This is a genomic window from Flavobacterium sediminilitoris, from assembly GCF_023008245.1.
Classification (GTDB): Bacteria; Bacteroidota; Bacteroidia; order Flavobacteriales; family Flavobacteriaceae; genus Flavobacterium; species Flavobacterium sediminilitoris.
Genome location: NZ_CP090145.1, coordinates 2,286,080 through 2,301,592, shown reverse-complemented (window position 1 = coordinate 2,301,592; position 15,513 = coordinate 2,286,080). Strand labels below are relative to the sequence as shown.

The 15,513-nt window shown below is 28.3% G+C and carries 17 protein-coding genes; 12 read left to right on the top strand and 5 right to left on the bottom strand.

The features are described 5' to 3' along the window. Nucleotides 1-60 precede the first annotated feature (60 nt). Nucleotides 61-942 (bottom strand): PPK2 family polyphosphate kinase, encoded by an 882-nt coding sequence (locus tag LXD69_RS10440; protein ID WP_246915235.1) that lies wholly within the window; start codon nucleotides 940-942, stop codon nucleotides 61-63. Nucleotides 943-1,004: 62 nt separating this feature from the next. Between LXD69_RS10440 and LXD69_RS10435 the strand changes: the two genes are divergently transcribed. The 7 genes from LXD69_RS10435 to LXD69_RS10405 all read left to right on the top strand — a co-directional run bounded on the left by LXD69_RS10435 (nucleotide 1,005) and on the right by LXD69_RS10405 (nucleotide 6,492). Continuing rightward, entirely contained in the window at nucleotides 1,005-1,826 is an 822-nt protein-coding gene (locus LXD69_RS10435; RefSeq protein WP_045968031.1) for a DUF6929 family protein, read from the top strand. After that, nucleotides 1,826-2,413: a phospholipid scramblase-related protein gene (locus LXD69_RS10430; protein ID WP_045968029.1), complete on the top strand. Its 588-nt coding sequence runs from the start codon at nucleotides 1,826-1,828 to the stop codon at nucleotides 2,411-2,413. Before LXD69_RS10435 ends, LXD69_RS10430 begins: the two co-directional genes overlap by 1 nt. Nucleotides 2,414-2,548: 135 nt before the next feature. After that, the gene (locus LXD69_RS10425; RefSeq protein WP_045968028.1) at nucleotides 2,549-3,082 is read left to right on the top strand and encodes an RNA polymerase sigma factor; all 534 of its coding nucleotides are present in this window, start codon (nucleotides 2,549-2,551) and stop codon (nucleotides 3,080-3,082) included. 25 nt (nucleotides 3,083-3,107) lie between these two features. Then, entirely contained in the window at nucleotides 3,108-4,235 is a 1,128-nt protein-coding gene (locus LXD69_RS10420; protein ID WP_246915232.1) for a hypothetical protein, read from the top strand. 2 nt (nucleotides 4,236-4,237) lie between these two features. Further along, nucleotides 4,238-5,434, top strand: coding sequence for a carboxypeptidase-like regulatory domain-containing protein (locus LXD69_RS10415; protein ID WP_246915229.1), 1,197 nt, complete (start codon nucleotides 4,238-4,240; stop codon nucleotides 5,432-5,434). Next, on the top strand, nucleotides 5,424-5,768 hold the full coding sequence (locus tag LXD69_RS10410; RefSeq protein ID WP_045968024.1) for an FEKKY domain-containing protein: 345 nt from the start codon (nucleotides 5,424-5,426) through the stop codon (nucleotides 5,766-5,768). Before LXD69_RS10415 ends, LXD69_RS10410 begins: the two co-directional genes overlap by 11 nt. A gap of 58 nt (nucleotides 5,769-5,826) precedes the next feature. Then, nucleotides 5,827-6,492 (top strand): hypothetical protein, encoded by a 666-nt coding sequence (locus LXD69_RS10405; RefSeq protein WP_246915227.1) that lies wholly within the window; start codon nucleotides 5,827-5,829, stop codon nucleotides 6,490-6,492. Nucleotides 6,493-6,529: 37 nt separating this feature from the next. On the opposite strand, the gene LXD69_RS10400 is transcribed toward LXD69_RS10405, so the two are convergent. Together LXD69_RS10400 and LXD69_RS10395 are read right to left on the bottom strand one after the other, a co-directional pair. After that, on the bottom strand, nucleotides 6,530-6,796 hold the full coding sequence (locus LXD69_RS10400; RefSeq protein ID WP_045968020.1) for a hypothetical protein: 267 nt from the start codon (nucleotides 6,794-6,796) through the stop codon (nucleotides 6,530-6,532). Between the two features lie 30 nt (nucleotides 6,797-6,826). Next, on the bottom strand, nucleotides 6,827-8,461 hold the full coding sequence (locus tag LXD69_RS10395; protein WP_045968018.1) for an ABC-F family ATP-binding cassette domain-containing protein: 1,635 nt from the start codon (nucleotides 8,459-8,461) through the stop codon (nucleotides 6,827-6,829). Nucleotides 8,462-8,689: 228 nt separating this feature from the next. Between LXD69_RS10395 and LXD69_RS10390 the strand changes: the two genes are divergently transcribed. Then, the gene (locus LXD69_RS10390) at nucleotides 8,690-9,304 is read left to right on the top strand and encodes a YceI family protein (RefSeq protein WP_045968310.1); all 615 of its coding nucleotides are present in this window, start codon (nucleotides 8,690-8,692) and stop codon (nucleotides 9,302-9,304) included. A 41-nt stretch (nucleotides 9,305-9,345) separates the two neighbouring features. Here LXD69_RS10390 and LXD69_RS10385 read toward each other — a convergent pair whose 3' ends face one another. Beyond that, on the bottom strand, nucleotides 9,346-9,627 hold the full coding sequence (locus LXD69_RS10385) for a hypothetical protein (protein WP_045968016.1): 282 nt from the start codon (nucleotides 9,625-9,627) through the stop codon (nucleotides 9,346-9,348). Nucleotides 9,628-9,826: 199 nt separating this feature from the next. Here LXD69_RS10385 and LXD69_RS10380 point away from each other — a divergent pair, with 199 nt between their 5' ends. Further along, nucleotides 9,827-10,498 (top strand): alpha/beta hydrolase, encoded by a 672-nt coding sequence (locus LXD69_RS10380; protein WP_246915225.1) that lies wholly within the window; start codon nucleotides 9,827-9,829, stop codon nucleotides 10,496-10,498. Between the two features lie 18 nt (nucleotides 10,499-10,516). Next, nucleotides 10,517-11,398, top strand: a complete 882-nt coding sequence (locus LXD69_RS10375; RefSeq protein ID WP_246915222.1) for a lytic transglycosylase domain-containing protein — start codon at nucleotides 10,517-10,519, stop codon at nucleotides 11,396-11,398. 262 nt (nucleotides 11,399-11,660) lie between these two features. Here LXD69_RS10375 and LXD69_RS10370 read toward each other — a convergent pair whose 3' ends face one another. Next, the gene (locus LXD69_RS10370; RefSeq protein WP_045968306.1) at nucleotides 11,661-12,176 is read right to left on the bottom strand and encodes a membrane protein; all 516 of its coding nucleotides are present in this window, start codon (nucleotides 12,174-12,176) and stop codon (nucleotides 11,661-11,663) included. 166 nt (nucleotides 12,177-12,342) lie between these two features. Here LXD69_RS10370 and rpmH point away from each other — a divergent pair, with 166 nt between their 5' ends. Beyond that, nucleotides 12,343-12,504, top strand: coding sequence for a 50S ribosomal protein L34 (rpmH, locus tag LXD69_RS10365; protein ID WP_008464848.1), 162 nt, complete (start codon nucleotides 12,343-12,345; stop codon nucleotides 12,502-12,504). 106 nt (nucleotides 12,505-12,610) lie between these two features. After that, nucleotides 12,611-15,466, top strand: coding sequence for a carbamoyl-phosphate synthase large subunit (gene carB / locus LXD69_RS10360; RefSeq protein WP_246915219.1), 2,856 nt, complete (start codon nucleotides 12,611-12,613; stop codon nucleotides 15,464-15,466). Nucleotides 15,467-15,513 lie beyond the last annotated feature (47 nt).

Below are 15,513 nucleotides of genomic sequence, written 5' to 3'. Positions count from 1 at the left end.
AAAAACAAAAAAATAGGCTTTTCCCTGTATAAAATTCTATAAAACTTGATTATCAAACAATTATATTTCTGAGGCTAATTTATCGTGATACATTTTAATATTATCCTTTACTTCTTGTTCTAATTCTGGTTCTTGAATATCCGTGTATTTTTTAAGTTCTTCTAATATTGTTTTGGCAACTAAATAGCGACACGTTTCTTTGTTATCGGCTGGAACAATGTACCATGGTGCATATTTTTTTGATGTTTTATTAATAGCTTGTTCATAGCAATTTTGATATGCATCCCAAAGTTCACGTTCTTTTAAATCACCTGGTGAAAATTTCCAATTGTGTTTTTCTGTTTCTAATCGTCTCAATAAACGCTGTCTTTGTTCTTCTTTACTTAAATGCAAATAAAATTTTAATACAATTACTCCGTTTGAAGCAATATGCTTTTCAAACGCATTAATACTCTCAAAACGATTTTCCCAAAACTCAGGTGTAATATCTTCTACTGAATTGATTCCTGGAATATTTTCATTCAAAATATAAGTAGGATGAACTTTCGTAACTAATACATTTTCATAATGCGTACGATTAAAAACTGAAAATTTACCCTTTTCTGGTAAAGCTAAATAATGTCTCCACAAATAATCATGTTCTAATTCCGTTGAATTTGGAGTTTTAAAACTATGTACCACCACTCCACGTGCATTAAACTCTTTAAAGACTTCTCGAATTAAACTGTCTTTCCCTGCTGTATCCATTCCTTGCAAGCAAATTAATACTCCATATTTATTATGAGCATACATTTTATCTTGAATTTTGCTCAATTTTTCTCTAATCTTCTGAAGTTCTTTTTCTTTCTTTTTTTCAGAAGCTTCAACATTTATAAAAGTGGGAATTTTAGCTAATTGAATCTCATTAGTAACTTTTAAAGTATTAATATCTATATTTTTCATTTTTCAAAATTTATTCATAAAGATAAATGTATTTTTACAATCGAAAAAATTATTAAAATAAAATGGAAAAGTTTCATTTACAACTGTTTTTAAACATAATTGGTATTGGCTCTGCTTCTGGATTATTATTTAAAAATGATTCTCTTTTTATTATTTCAGATAATAGTACTTATTTGTATGAATATCATTTAACAAATGACACTTTACAAAGGCATGCTTTAGACGAAAATCCACAAGAAAATATTGCTAAAAAAGAAAAACTCGATTTTGAATCGATTGCTTTAAATAAAAATAAAATAATCATCTTAGGTTCTGGTTCCACAAAAAATAGAAATAAAGTTGCTAGTTATCATTTAGAATCTAAAGAAATACAAAATATTGATTTCACGTTACCTTTTGAAAACTTAAAAAAAACAGCTTCACTTTCTGAAGGAGAATTAAATATTGAAGGATTAATTATTACACCTAAAAAATCATATTTTTTTCAAAGAGGTAATACTAAAGATGGTTCTAATGGTATTTTTATTTTAAATGATGATACAAATGATTCTTTCGAATTTAAAAAAATAACACTCCCTAAAATTAATACTATTGAAGCGACTTTCACTGATGCTATTCTTGTAAACGAAAACATCTATTTTTTAGCAGCAGTTGAAAACACTATCTCTACTTATGAAGATGGTGAAATATTAGGTACCTTTTTTGGAAAAATAAATCTTGAAAATTTAATTATTGAAAAGACATTACTAATCTCTAAAAAAAATAAGTTTGAAGGTATAACTTTATATAAAGAAACGAAAAATCAATTGGAATTTTTACTTTGTGAAGATAATGACACTGAACAATTAACATCTAAAATTTATAAACTAACAATAAATAATTAATGAATTCTATTTTATCCAAGAATGTCTTTCTTGTAAAAGAACATGTAGGAATGTTCAAAGCTTCAAATAACTTTGATATTTTTAACCCTGAAACAGGATCAATTATAATGACTTGTAGAGAACCTAATTTAGGATTCTTTACAAAAATGTTTCGTTTCACCGATTATAAAAGAATGACACCTTTTCATATTGTCATAAATGATAATCAAGATAAAAAAATAGTAAGTATAAAAAGAGGCGTTACTTTTTTTAGATCAGATGTAGAAGTATTTGATGAAAACGAAAAATTAATTGGTGTTTTTAAGCAGAAATTTTTCTCTTTTGGTGGAAAATTTGAAATTCATGATGCAAACGACAGACATCTTTGTACACTTCAAGGAAAATGGACTGGTTGGGATTTTAAATTTATGAAACAAGATAAAGAAATAGCTCATGTTTCTAAAAAATGGGCAGGAATAGGTAAAGAACTTTTTACAAGTGCTGATAATTATGTACTTAACATCAACACTTCTATAGACCCAGAAGATAAAGTAAGACATCTTATTTTAGCTGCTGTAATGTGTATTGACATGGTTTTTAAAGAATAATTCTAAAAAACAGAAAATTTATATAAGGTATATGTGATAAAAAACATGTACCTTTTTTTATTTTTAAAAATATTTTAATGCTTTCCCAACCTTTTACTCATTTTTATACTCTATATAGAAAAGCAACCAATTGTGATGGATGAAAAAATAATACAAGCCTGCAAAAAACAAAACCGTGAAGCGCAACGGAAACTATATGAATATATGGCTCCAAAGCTATATCACTTATGTAAACGTTATCTTAAAAAAGAAGAAGAAATTGAAGAAATTTTAGCTGATGGATTCTTTATCATTTTTACTAAGATAAATCAATTAAAAGAGAATTATGCTTTTGAAGCTTGGGCTCGAAAAATTGTAGTAAACCAATGTCTATTAGAATTGAAAAAAAAGGTAAATTTTAATTTATATCTTGAAGACACAAACTATAAATTACACCCTCTAACTGAAGAAACAACTGATTTAGAAGAAGCTGATTTATTGAATTTACTCAATTATATTCCTGAAGGTTGCAGAACTATTTTTAATTTATTTGTAATTGAAGGCTTCTCTCACAAAGAAATTGCGAACCAATTAGGTATTTCAGAAGGCACATCAAAATCACAATTGAATGCTTCAAAAAGTAAATTAAGAGAATTAGTGCATCAATTTTATTATCAAAAAGCAAAATAATACTGAAAGCAATCAGCATAGAATCATGGAAATAGAAGACAAATTATATAAAAGAATACAAAAAGCAGCCGAAAGCTCAGAACAAAACAGTTTTTCAGGAATGGAAAAAGTTTGGACGAACGTTGAAGATAAATTAGAAAAAAAATCATTACAAACTGAAAAAAATAACTGGAAAAAAATAAGTATTGCTGCATCTGTTATCATTATGTCAACCATAATTTATCATTTTTATAACAATAGTAATCAATCAAAAATTCAATTGGAAGAGCATAATATTGTAATAACTGATTCCATTAAAGAACAACAAATAATAAATGAACAAATAACAAATTTCATAAAAGATACTGTAAAAAAGAACCCATTAATAAATTTAAAAAAAGAAGAAATAGTTTTTACATCTTCACCCAAAATTATATCACAAAAAGACAGTATCCTATTCAACAAGAACATTGTTACAAAACAAAAACAACTTGGTTTTTTAAATTTTAATGATACAGTTATAGCAAATCAAAATACTAAGAGAACAAAAGAATCTTCTGACATCGTTTTACAAAAAGGAAATAAGAAACCTCAATATTTCGACTTCCCAACAACACAAAACTCTTTTATTCAAAGTCCTAAAACAACTTTAAAAAAACCAGATCCGTTAGTGATTATCAATGGAAAAGTTGAGAACTTAGACAAAATAAAACAAATGGAAGATGAGAACCTCGATTCTATATATATACTACATAAACCTCTATATATCATCAATAGTATTGAATATTCAGAAGAATCATTATTTGGAAAAAACCCAACAAGCCCTTATTATCCTTTAGACAAACAAAATATTACAGCAACAACTATCTACAAAAAAGAAGAAGCACAAAAAATCTATGGAGATAAAGGAAAAGATGGTGTTGTAATTATTAGTACAAAAACGATTAAAGTAGATTCTAAAAAGCTTGTTTTAATTAATGATATGGTTGTAAATCAAAAAATACTCAATAAAATTGATGTTAATCAAATTGAATCTATAAAAAATATAACACCTGAAAATGCGCTAAAAAATTATGGCGAAAAAGGAAAAAATGGTGCTATCTTTATAAGAATGAAAAAGCTAACAGACAAAGAACACCGAAAACTCATAAAATTAATCGCTAAATACAATTAGTCATGAAAAAAATTTCACAAACTCTTTTCCTTCTTTTTTCAATATCAATTGTATTGGCACAAGACACAATACCTAAAAAAACAGGTTGGAGAATAAACGATAAACCTTCACTAAGTTCTAAAAATAATATTTTACATATTGTAAACTCAAATTATGTAAGTGAAGAATTCTTAAAAACTCTTAATCCTAATAACATTAAAAGTATAAACATATACAAACGACAAGCATCAAGAGCTATTTACAACCAAAAAGAACTAGAAGGAGCTATCGTAATTACAACTCAAAACATTTCTAAAAAAGAGTTAAAAAAACTTTATAAATTATATGCTTATAAATATTCGAAAAACAAAGGAAAAGAATTTACAATAACAGGAAATGTTGTTGATTGTGAAAAAAATGTTCTTTCTGGTGTCATCATTAAAAACTTAAATAGTAAAAATGAATCTTCAACTGATTTTAATGGTAATTTCAAAATTGAAGTTCACGAAAACGATGTCTTACAATTTGTAAGCCTCAATTATGAATCGCAAAAAGTTTTAGTTGAGAAACAAAAAAATATTTCAGTTTCCCTTTCTCAAAAAGCAGTAATTATTCCAAATAGTAATGATAAAATAATTGTAAAAAAGCCAATTATTTATCTTTATCCAACTGAAGAAACCGAAGTCGCATTACAGTTTAATTTCAAAGGTAAACTATTAACCACTTTTCCTAAATATGAAAATAAATGGCAAGTAATAGTATCTCCAAATGGTCAAATATATGACACTAAAACCAAACGAAATTATAGTTCATTATTTTGGGATGGAGAAATTAATTTACCAAACGAACATTATCAATATGAAGATGGTTTTGTTATTGAAAAAGAGAATCTAACTACTTTTTTCATAGAGAAATTAGAATATATGGGCTTAAATAATCAGGAAACAAATGAATTCATTCAGTTTTGGTTACCTATACTTGAACAAAATAAATACAATTTTATACATTTCTTAGTTAATGATGATTGCAATGAAATCTCAGTAAATACAATACATCCAAAACCAGAAACTTCTATTAGAGTGTATATGGAATTTTATAGCTTAGAACAACTTAAGATAATTAAAGAGCAAAAATTACCAAAAACTGAACGTAAAGGGTTCACCATTGTTGAATGGGGCGGAACTGATGTAACTAATAAAATTCAAAATAATGAATTATAAAATTCTAATCTTATTTCTTTTCTTTTGTTTCAAAATACAAGCGCAAGAAAAAAAAGATATCATTTCTGAGAATAAAATTGAAATAAGCTCAAAAACACAAACCATTTATATCCTTGGAGGAATTGCTTCTACCATTACAAAGAAAGATTTGGCTTTTTCTAAAAAATATAATATTCAGTATCATGATTTTGGTTGTCTAGCTCCTATTAATTTTGAAGAATATGAAAATAAAAATGCTATCGTTTTTGAAAAACTTAATTCAGAGCATGGAAAACATTGGCAAAAAGAAATAAAATCTTCGGCTATAGGCTTTGAAAAATGGACGAAAAAATAAAAAATATTAGTTTTAAAAATTTAGGGTACAATTATTGTTGAAAATTTATAAAAAAACAATGAGAATAGTATTCATAATATTAATTACCTTTTTTTACTCTTGCAAAAAAGAAGTTAAAACGACAGACAATAACGCAATTAAAATAAAAAATGAAAAATCTATTTCTGAAATTTCATCTAAGTCAAGCACTACTGACAGTATATTATTTTTAAATTTAAAAAGCTCATTTGACGATGAAACCATAAAATTACCTTGTAAATTAAATAAAAATGATATTTGTGTTACTATTTCTATAAGTTATGGTTGGCTAGCTTATGATGATCAATTTCACTATATTTTTTCAGACAACAAAAACATAAAAGCTTTTAAAGAAAAAATTCCTAAAGCATATTTAAAAGGAGAAAAATACAAAAGTACTATTGAAGAAATTAAATTAAATGATTTAGAAAAAGAAGAGTTATTAAAATCATTAATATCAAAACAAACTATCGATTTTCAAAACTACAATCAATCTGATTTTAAGAACAAAACAAATAAAGTTAGTGGTTGTTATATTACTGACAATAACGGATACAGTATTACTTTTATACAAAACAATAAATACAACTCATACTCTCATTATGCTCCTTTATTTTATTTAAAAAATTGCAATGATGGTACGGTTAACAAAGTAGTTTTAGAAAAATTTATTGACCTTTTAAAAATTTGGAATATAAAAATGTAAAAAGCATAGTTAAAAAACCATGCTTTTTTATATTTCTTTATTTCGACAATCTATAAATCAAACGAATAACAGCAAAAATTATAAGAATTACAGATAATGCAGTTTTCCAATTAAAACTTTCTTCATTCTCAACAGGAACATAAGATGGCTTAACTATATTATGCGTTTCATCAGGAATAAAAGAAGCACAACTTTCTTCAAAATCAGCTTGTTTATCTGTCAATCTACATAGTAAGCCTTGTTGGAAATCCATTTTTCTATTTTTACATAACATGCAAAACTTTACTTGCTCTTCTCTTGTCATTTTTTATAGTTTAAGAGCACAAAATAGAAATTATTTCTCAATTTCTTTTAATGAATCCATTTTTTTAATTTCTAAGAAACCTTTTAAATCTTCAAAATGTTCTTTAACACGTTTGTTTCCAAATTCGAAAACTTTTGTAGCTAATCCATCTAAGAAATCTCTATCGTGAGAAACTAAGATTAAAGTTCCATCAAAATCACGTAAAGCATCTTTTATAATATCTTTCGTTTTCATATCTAAATGATTCGAAGGTTCATCTAAAATCAACAAATTCACAGGCTCTAATAACAGTTTAATCATTGCCAAACGCGTTTTTTCTCCTCCAGAAAGCACTTTTACTTTCTTTTGAATATCATCACCTTGAAACATAAAAGCACCTAAAATATTTTTAATTTGAGTACGAATGTCTCCAACTGCAATTCTATCAATCGTTTCAAAAATAGTAGCATCACCATCTAGTAATGAAGCTTGATTTTGAGCAAAATAACCTATTTGGGCATTATGCCCTATTTCTACACTACCTCCATTAATTTCAATCTCTTTCATAATGGCTTTTATCATGGTCGATTTTCCTTCTCCATTTTTACCTACAAAAGCAACTTTTTCTCCTCTTTCTATAACAATGTTAGCGTCTTTAAAAATCACTTTATCACCGTAACTTTTATCTAAATCTTTTACCACAACTGGATATTGACCTGAACGAACAGAAGGTGGGAATTTTAATTTCAAAGCAGAGGTATCAACTTCATCAACTTCTATTGGTACAAGCTTTTCTAACATTCTCACACGCGATTGAACAGCGTCTGTTTTAGAAAAAGTACCACGAAAACGATCAATAAATGCTTGATTATCTGCAATGAATTTTTGCTGTTCATCATAAGCTTTCTGTTGGTGTACTCTTCTATCTTTTCTTAATTCTAAATAGTGAGAATATTTTGCTTTATAATCGTAAATTCTTCCCATTGTAACTTCAATCGTTCTATTTGTGATGTTATCCACAAAAGCTCTATCGTGAGAAATTACCATTACTGCTTTAGCCTGATTAATTAAAAAATCTTCTAACCATTGAATACTATCCATATCCAAGTGATTTGTTGGCTCATCTAATAAAATTAAATCCGGTTTTTTTAATAAAATCTTTGCAAGTTCTATTCGCATTCTCCAACCTCCAGAAAATTCAGTTGTAGATCTATTAAAATCTTTTCTTTCAAAACCCAATCCTTTTAAAACTTTCTCTACTTCGGCTTCATAATTAACTTCTTCAATAGCATAAAATTTCTCAGAAAGCTCAGAAACCCTTTCAATCAATTTCATGTAAGCATCACTTTCATAATCCGTACGAATTGTCAATTGCTCATTAATCTCATCAATTTCATCCTTCATTTTGAAAACTTCAGCAAATGCCTTTGATGTTTCCTCAAAAACAGTAGCATTATCTGCTGTTAATAAATGTTGTGGCAAATAAGCAATTACAGCTTCTTTTGGTGCCGAAATTACACCACGAGTAGGCTTGTTTTCACCTGCTACAATTTTTAATAATGTAGATTTTCCTGCTCCGTTTTTACCCATAAGAGCAATCTTATCGGTTTCATTAATTGCAAAAGTTACATCACTAAAAAGTGTTGTTCCACCAAATTCTACGGCAATATCATTTACTGTAATCATCTTTAAAAAGTTAAGAATTAGAAGTTAAATGTCTGAAAACATTAATAACAGCTAAAATTTTGAAGGTGCAAAGATAACGTAATAATTCAATTTGAAAATGCGCCAATTATAAAAATGTAGATACATTTACGATAGTCTAAATATTAAAATATTTACGAATCTTTAACAAGTGTATTTTGTTATAGCAGCACTTTCTTAGTATCTTTGGGAGAAATTAAATTAAACAGTATGAAAAAAATAGCATTAATTGCATTTACAGTAGCATTATTAGTTACAAGTTGTAAAAAAGAAGAAAAAAAAGAAACACCCGTTGAAGAAACTAAAACAGAAATAACAGGACTAAAAATCGTATCTGATTCTACAAAAGTGAATTGGACCGCATATAAAACTACAGACAAAGTTCCTGTTGGAGGAAGTTTTAAAGAAATAGCATTAAAAAATACTCAAAACGGAGAAACACCAGAAGCTATTTTAGAAGGAGCTTCATTTTCAATACCTGTTAGTAGTGTTTTTACAAATGATCCTATTAGAGATGGAAAATTAAAAGAATTTTTCTTTAGTGCTTTAAAAAATACTGAAGCTATTGGAGGAACTTTTAATTTTAGAGATGGAAAATGTTTTTTAACCCTTACTTTAAATGATGTTACTAAGCAAATGGAAGTTTCTCATGAATTTACAAATAATAAATTTTCAGTAAATTCAATTATTAATCTAGAAGATTTTGGAGCTCAAGACGCTATTGCGGCACTTAATAAAGTTTGCTTTGATTTACACAAAGGAGCTGATGGTATTAGTAAGACTTGGAGTGAAGTTGAAATAAAAGGATCTGTATTATTTGAATAATAAATAGAGTACAAAAAAACGTCTCTAAAAGAGACGTTTTTTTATATTTTAATTCCTGGAGGAAGCATCTCTTGATACTTTCTGTTTTTCCTGAAAAATTTAATTAATTTTAAATGAGTAGGAACCACTTTTAATTTTCTATCTTCTGCAATTGCTAGTACATTTTTAATAAAATCATTATGTAGTTCTTCATCTTCATTTTCATTTTCACAAAATTTGGTTAAAAAAATCTTTCGCTCTTGTAAGGAATATTCAATTGAAACAAGTCCAGAATCAGTAGTTATTTCAAATTGACGCAGTAATTCATTATCTTTAATCTCCATATTGGCTAATACTTAAATTTTAAATTAAAAGAAATGTGAAATTCTCAAAACACAATTAAAACCAAAGTTAACAATTAGAATGCAGAAATCAAAGTTTTTTAACTTTTAGTTAATTTATTCATATAAAAAATATAAGTAAAACAAAAAATAAAAGAATTGTGTTATTTTTATCCTAAAATCCTTTTAAAGCGTTAAAACAATGTCAAAAATCCCCGTTTACTTAATGCCTGGATTAGCTGCTAGTCCTACCATTTTTGAAAACATAAAATTACCAGAAGATCAATTTGAACTTTATTATTTAGAATGGTTTATCCCAAAAACTAAAGAAACACTTAGCGAATATGCTTTGCGAATGACAAAAGAAATCAAACATGACAATCCTGTTCTAATAGGTGTGTCATTTGGTGGTATTTTAGTTCAAGAAATGAATCTACTTATTCCAACAAAAAAAACAATAATCATCTCCAGTGTAAAATCAAACAAAGAAATGCCTACTAGAATGAAAATTGCAAAAAAAACATTGGCATATAAATTGATCCCTACAAGTTTATTAGCAAATGTTGAAACACTAGTGAAATATGCGTTTGGCGAGAACATTATATCGAGTAGATTGAAATTATATGAAAAATACTTAAATGTAAGAGATAAAAAATATTTGGATTGGGCAATAGAAAGTGTAATTTTATGGTCTAGAGTTACTCCTGACAAAAATATAATTCATATTCATGGTGATGCAGATGAAGTTTTTCCTATACAAAATATAAAAAACACCATACAAGTAAAAGGAGGAACTCACATTATGATAATCAACAAATACAAATGGATAAATGAAAATTTACCCAAAATTATTTTAGAAAACGAAAAAAATTAAATTATGAAGAACGGTGTTATGAAAAGAATTTTATTAATATGCTTTGTAATGATTATAAGCGCTTTATATATTCATGCTACAAAATCAAATATTAAACAGAAAGCTCATGTTGATTACCCAACTCAAATGACATTTTCAGGAGAAGAAGTACCAACATATATAGCAGATGTAAATGAACGACTAGATAGAGAAATGGTAACCAATATGAATTACCATACCAACACAACTCTTGTTATCAAAAGAGCCAATAAAGTATTCCCTGTTATTGAGCCTATTTTAGCTAAAAATGGTATTCCTGATGATTTCAAATATTTAGCAGTAATTGAAAGCAGTCTTGTGAATGCTGTCTCTCCTGCTGGAGCAAGAGGAGTTTGGCAATTTATGCCTACAACTGCAAAAGAAAAAGGAATGGAAGTTAACGATTTTATAGATGAGCGCTATAACCTTGAAAAATCAACGGAAGCTGCTTGTACCTATTTAAAGGAAGCTTATGCAAAATTTGGAAATTGGACATTAGCAGCAGCAGCATATAATGGAGGAATGGCAGGAGTATCTCGCCAATTAGAATCCCAAAAAGTTGCGAGTTATTATGATGTTTTACTAACAGAGGAAACAGCACGCTATGTTTATAGAATTTTAGCATTAAAAGAGATAATGAAAAATCCACAGAAATATGGATTTGAAATACCTGAACATACGTTATACAACGAAATACCTGTTAAAATAGTAGAAGTTGATTCTACAATAAATGATTTAGTTGACTTTGCAATCTCTCAAGGAATAAATTACAAAATCTTAAAAATTCATAATCCTTGGTTAAGAGATAAAAAACTACCCAATAAATCTGGAAAAAAATATCAAATTGAAATTCCGACTTCAGGATATTCTAAACCTAAATAAAGTTTATACTACTTAATAAAAAATTAAGTAAAAGTAAAAGCCCCAATTTTTTCTAAGTAAATTGGGGCTTTTTTAAGTCTTTGCTATTAAGAATTTGCCTATTTAACCGCAAAGACTGTTTCAATAATATAATCTCTTAAACCGTAGTAAAATTAATGCACTAAAAGCGAATAAAAAAAAATACTCGACAAGAAGTAATCTTACTCGTTAAAATTAAGAAATGATACAGAAAAACTATATTTTTTTTAACATTTTTAAGAAACTAAATCTTCTTCATTTGATCTTTCATCATCTTTATTTGTTCCTTAAGCATGCCATGTTTATCTAATTTTTTAGCTTCAGTGAGCAAATTATTAGCTTCCATTTTTCTTCTTTTTGTCATAGCGATTCCTGCCAACTGTAATTTAGCTAATGCTAAATCTTGATCCATAGACAATCCTAATTCTATTGCTTTTTTAAAGAACTTCTCCGCTTGCGTTAAATTAGTTTGAGAAAGCATTATCCCATTTAAGTAATTATAATATCCTTGTTGTTTTCTTACAAGAGCAGTTTCAGGATTAACAATTTTATCTAACCATTTCTTAGCTCCATCCATATCTTGTTTTCTCAATTTTAAAAAAGCCAATAAAATAAATTCATTCTTAAAATATAAAAAAACAAAAACAGTAGATAACAACAATAAGAAAATACCATTTCCTATATTACTCTCATAAAATTGGTATATTGCAAAAGCAATTATTAAGACGACTAAAACTAATTTGATATTTTTATTGAACATAACTATTTTTTTTGGTGTTGCAAAGGTAATAAAATCAATTAAAAATATTTTTAAAAAAGTACTTGCTATTGAAAAAAGACTTTGTATATTTGCACTCGGTTTTCTAAGGATGAAAACCACGAGTTAAAAAATTGATTTTATTTATATATTTTAAAAAATACAAGCAATGAGTAAGAGAACATTTCAACCATCAAAGAGAAAAAGAAGAAACAAGCACGGTTTCATGGATAGAATGGCTTCTGCAAACGGAAGAAAAGTGCTTGCTCGCAGAAGAGCTAAAGGAAGACATAAATTGACTGTTTCTAGCGAACCTAGACACAAAAAATAATGCTATTTTTTAAGCAACAATATCAGGTGTTACTATTTTTTTAGTAACACCTTTTTTTTAGAATTTAAATTCTACAACTACTTACAACATAATACAACTACTTACAATGCCTAAAGACAACTCCATCAAATCGGTTTTAATTATTGGTTCAGGTCCAATTGTTATTGGCCAAGCCTGTGAATTTGACTATGCAGGTTCTCAATCTGCACGTTCTCTTAGAGAAGAAGGAATTGAAGTTATCTTAATTAACTCTAATCCTGCAACAATCATGACAGATCCTTCCATGGCTGATCATGTATACCTAAAACCTCTTACCACTAAATCTCTTATTGAAATTTTAAAAGCACATCCGCAAATTGATGCTGTTCTTCCTACTATGGGCGGGCAAACCGCATTAAACCTTTGCTTGGAAGCTGATGAAAAAGGGATTTGGAATGATTTTAATGTAAAAATGATAGGTGTTGATGTAAACGCCATCAATATCACTGAAGACAGAGAACAATTTAAACAACTTTTAGAAAAATTAGGCGTTGGAGCAGCACCCGCAAAAACAGCTAATTCTTTCTTAAAAGGAAAAGAAATCGCTCAAGAATTTGGTTTCCCATTAGTAATTCGCCCTTCATTTACCCTTGGAGGAACTGGAGCTGCTTTTGTTCATACCAAAGAAGAGTTTGATGAAAAATTAACGTACGGATTAGAAATGTCTCCAATTCATGAAGTTCTTATTGACAAAGCACTTTTGGGTTGGAAAGAATATGAACTAGAATTACTTCGTGATAAAAATGATAATGTTGTTATTATCTGTACTATTGAAAATATGGATCCAATGGGAATCCATACAGGAGACAGTATTACCGTAGCACCAGCAATGACGTTATCAGATACTACATTCCAAAAAATGCGTGATATGGCAATTCTAATGATGCGCTCTATTGGAAATTTTGCTGGAGGTTGTAACGTTCAATTTGCAGTTTCTCCAGACGACAAAGAAGATATTGTCGCTATTGAAATTAACCCACGTGTATCTCGTTCTTCTGCATTAGCATCAAAAGCAACAGGTTATCCAATTGCTAAAATTGCTACAAAATTAGCTCTTGGTTATACTTTAGATGAATTACAAAATCAAATTACAAAATCTACTTCTGCTTTGTTTGAGCCTACATTAGATTATGTAATCGTAAAAATACCTCGTTGGAATTTTGATAAGTTTGAAGGCTCAGATAGAACTTTAGGCCTTCAAATGAAATCTGTAGGTGAAGTAATGGGAATTGGACGTTCATTCCAAGAAGCATTACACAAAGCTACACAATCATTAGAAATTAAAAGAAATGGTTTAGGAGCTGATGGAAAAGGATATAAAAATTACGAACAAATTATTGAAAAACTAACTTTCGCAAGTTGGGATAGAGTTTTTGTTATTTACGATGCTATTGCAATGGGAATTCCATTAAGTAGAATTCATGAAATTACAAAAATCGATATGTGGTTCTTAAAACAATATGAGGAATTATACACTTTAGAGAAAGAAATTTCTAACTATAAAGTAGACACACTTCCTAGAGAATTATTGCTTGAAGCAAAACAGAAAGGTTATGGTGACAGACAAATTGCTCACATGATGGGTTGTTTAGAAAGTCAAATATATAAATTAAGAGCAGAACAAAAAATAAATAGAGTTTACAAACTAGTTGACACTTGTGCTGCCGAATTTAAAGCGCAAACCCCTTACTACTACTCTACTTTTGAAGCTGAAATTGAAAGAACAGATGGTACTCGATATGTTCATAATGAAAGTATTGTAACCGATAAAAAGAAAATAATTGTATTAGGTTCTGGCCCAAACAGAATTGGTCAAGGAATTGAATTCGATTATTCTTGTGTACACGGTGTTTTAGCTGCCAAAGAATGTGGTTATGAAACTATTATGATTAATTGTAATCCTGAAACGGTTTCTACTGATTTTGATACAGCAGATAAATTATACTTTGAACCTGTTTTTTGGGAACATATTTATGATATTATCCAACACGAAAAACCAGAAGGTGTTATCGTGCAATTAGGAGGACAAACCGCTTTAAAATTAGCAGAAAAACTATCAAAACATGGAGTAAAAATCATTGGAACTTCATTCGATGCTTTAGATTTAGCAGAAGACAGAGGTCGTTTTTCTGATTTACTAACTGAATTAAATATTCCTTTTCCTAAATTTGGAATTGCAGAAAGTGCAGAAGAAGCTTCTATTTTAGCTGACACTTTAGATTTTCCGTTATTAGTTCGCCCTTCTTATGTATTAGGAGGACAAGGAATGAAAATTGTAATCAATAAGCAAGAACTTGAAGAGCATGTAATTGATTTACTAAAATCAATTCCTGGGAATAAATTACTACTAGATCATTATTTAGATGGTGCAATTGAAGCTGAAGCTGATGCTATTTGTGATGCAGATGGAAATGTTTACATAATAGGGATTATGGAACATATAGAACCTTGCGGTGTTCATTCGGGTGATAGTAATGCTACTTTACCTCCATTTAATCTTGGTGAATTTGTAATGCAACAAATAAAAGAGCATACTTATAAAATTGCCAAAGCATTAAAAACAGTTGGACTAATTAACATTCAGTTTGCAATTAAAGATGACACTGTATTTATTATTGAAGCAAATCCAAGAGCTTCTCGTACTGTTCCTTTTATTGCAAAAGCATATGGCGAACCTTATGTAAACTATGCTACCAAAGTAATGCTAGGCCATAGTAAAGTAACTGATTTTACTTTTAATCCGCAATTAAAAGGGTATGCAATCAAACAACCAGTATTCTCTTTTAGTAAGTTTAAAAATGTAAACAAAGCTTTAGGTCCTGAGATGAAATCAACAGGTGAAAGTATTTTATTCATCGACGATTTAAAAGACGATCAATTCTACGAATTATATTCTCGAAGAAAAATGTATTTAAGTAAATAAATTTTAAAAATCCCAATCATTTGATTGGGATTTTTTTATTTTACACA

Coding starts and splice junctions, on each gene's coding strand:
- carB (WP_246915219.1), top strand. CDS start 12,611: ATGCCTAAAGACAACTCCATCAAATCGGTTTTAATTATTGGTTCAGGT.
- LXD69_RS10430 (WP_045968029.1), top strand. CDS start 1,826: ATGAATTCTATTTTATCCAAGAATGTCTTTCTTGTAAAAGAACATGTA.
- LXD69_RS10400 (WP_045968020.1), bottom strand. CDS start 6,796: ATGACAAGAGAAGAGCAAGTAAAGTTTTGCATGTTATGTAAAAATAGA.
- LXD69_RS10405 (WP_246915227.1), top strand. CDS start 5,827: ATGAGAATAGTATTCATAATATTAATTACCTTTTTTTACTCTTGCAAA.
- LXD69_RS10440 (WP_246915235.1), bottom strand. CDS start 942: ATGAAAAATATAGATATTAATACTTTAAAAGTTACTAATGAGATTCAA.
- LXD69_RS10425 (WP_045968028.1), top strand. CDS start 2,549: ATGGATGAAAAAATAATACAAGCCTGCAAAAAACAAAACCGTGAAGCG.
- rpmH (WP_008464848.1), top strand. CDS start 12,343: ATGAGTAAGAGAACATTTCAACCATCAAAGAGAAAAAGAAGAAACAAG.
- LXD69_RS10375 (WP_246915222.1), top strand. CDS start 10,517: ATGAAAAGAATTTTATTAATATGCTTTGTAATGATTATAAGCGCTTTA.
- LXD69_RS10410 (WP_045968024.1), top strand. CDS start 5,424: ATGAATTATAAAATTCTAATCTTATTTCTTTTCTTTTGTTTCAAAATA.
- LXD69_RS10385 (WP_045968016.1), bottom strand. CDS start 9,627: ATGGAGATTAAAGATAATGAATTACTGCGTCAATTTGAAATAACTACT.
- LXD69_RS10415 (WP_246915229.1), top strand. CDS start 4,238: ATGAAAAAAATTTCACAAACTCTTTTCCTTCTTTTTTCAATATCAATT.
- LXD69_RS10395 (WP_045968018.1), bottom strand. CDS start 8,461: ATGATTACAGTAAATGATATTGCCGTAGAATTTGGTGGAACAACACTT.
- LXD69_RS10380 (WP_246915225.1), top strand. CDS start 9,827: ATGTCAAAAATCCCCGTTTACTTAATGCCTGGATTAGCTGCTAGTCCT.
- LXD69_RS10390 (WP_045968310.1), top strand. CDS start 8,690: ATGAAAAAAATAGCATTAATTGCATTTACAGTAGCATTATTAGTTACA.
- LXD69_RS10370 (WP_045968306.1), bottom strand. CDS start 12,176: ATGTTCAATAAAAATATCAAATTAGTTTTAGTCGTCTTAATAATTGCT.
- LXD69_RS10435 (WP_045968031.1), top strand. CDS start 1,005: ATGGAAAAGTTTCATTTACAACTGTTTTTAAACATAATTGGTATTGGC.
- LXD69_RS10420 (WP_246915232.1), top strand. CDS start 3,108: ATGGAAATAGAAGACAAATTATATAAAAGAATACAAAAAGCAGCCGAA.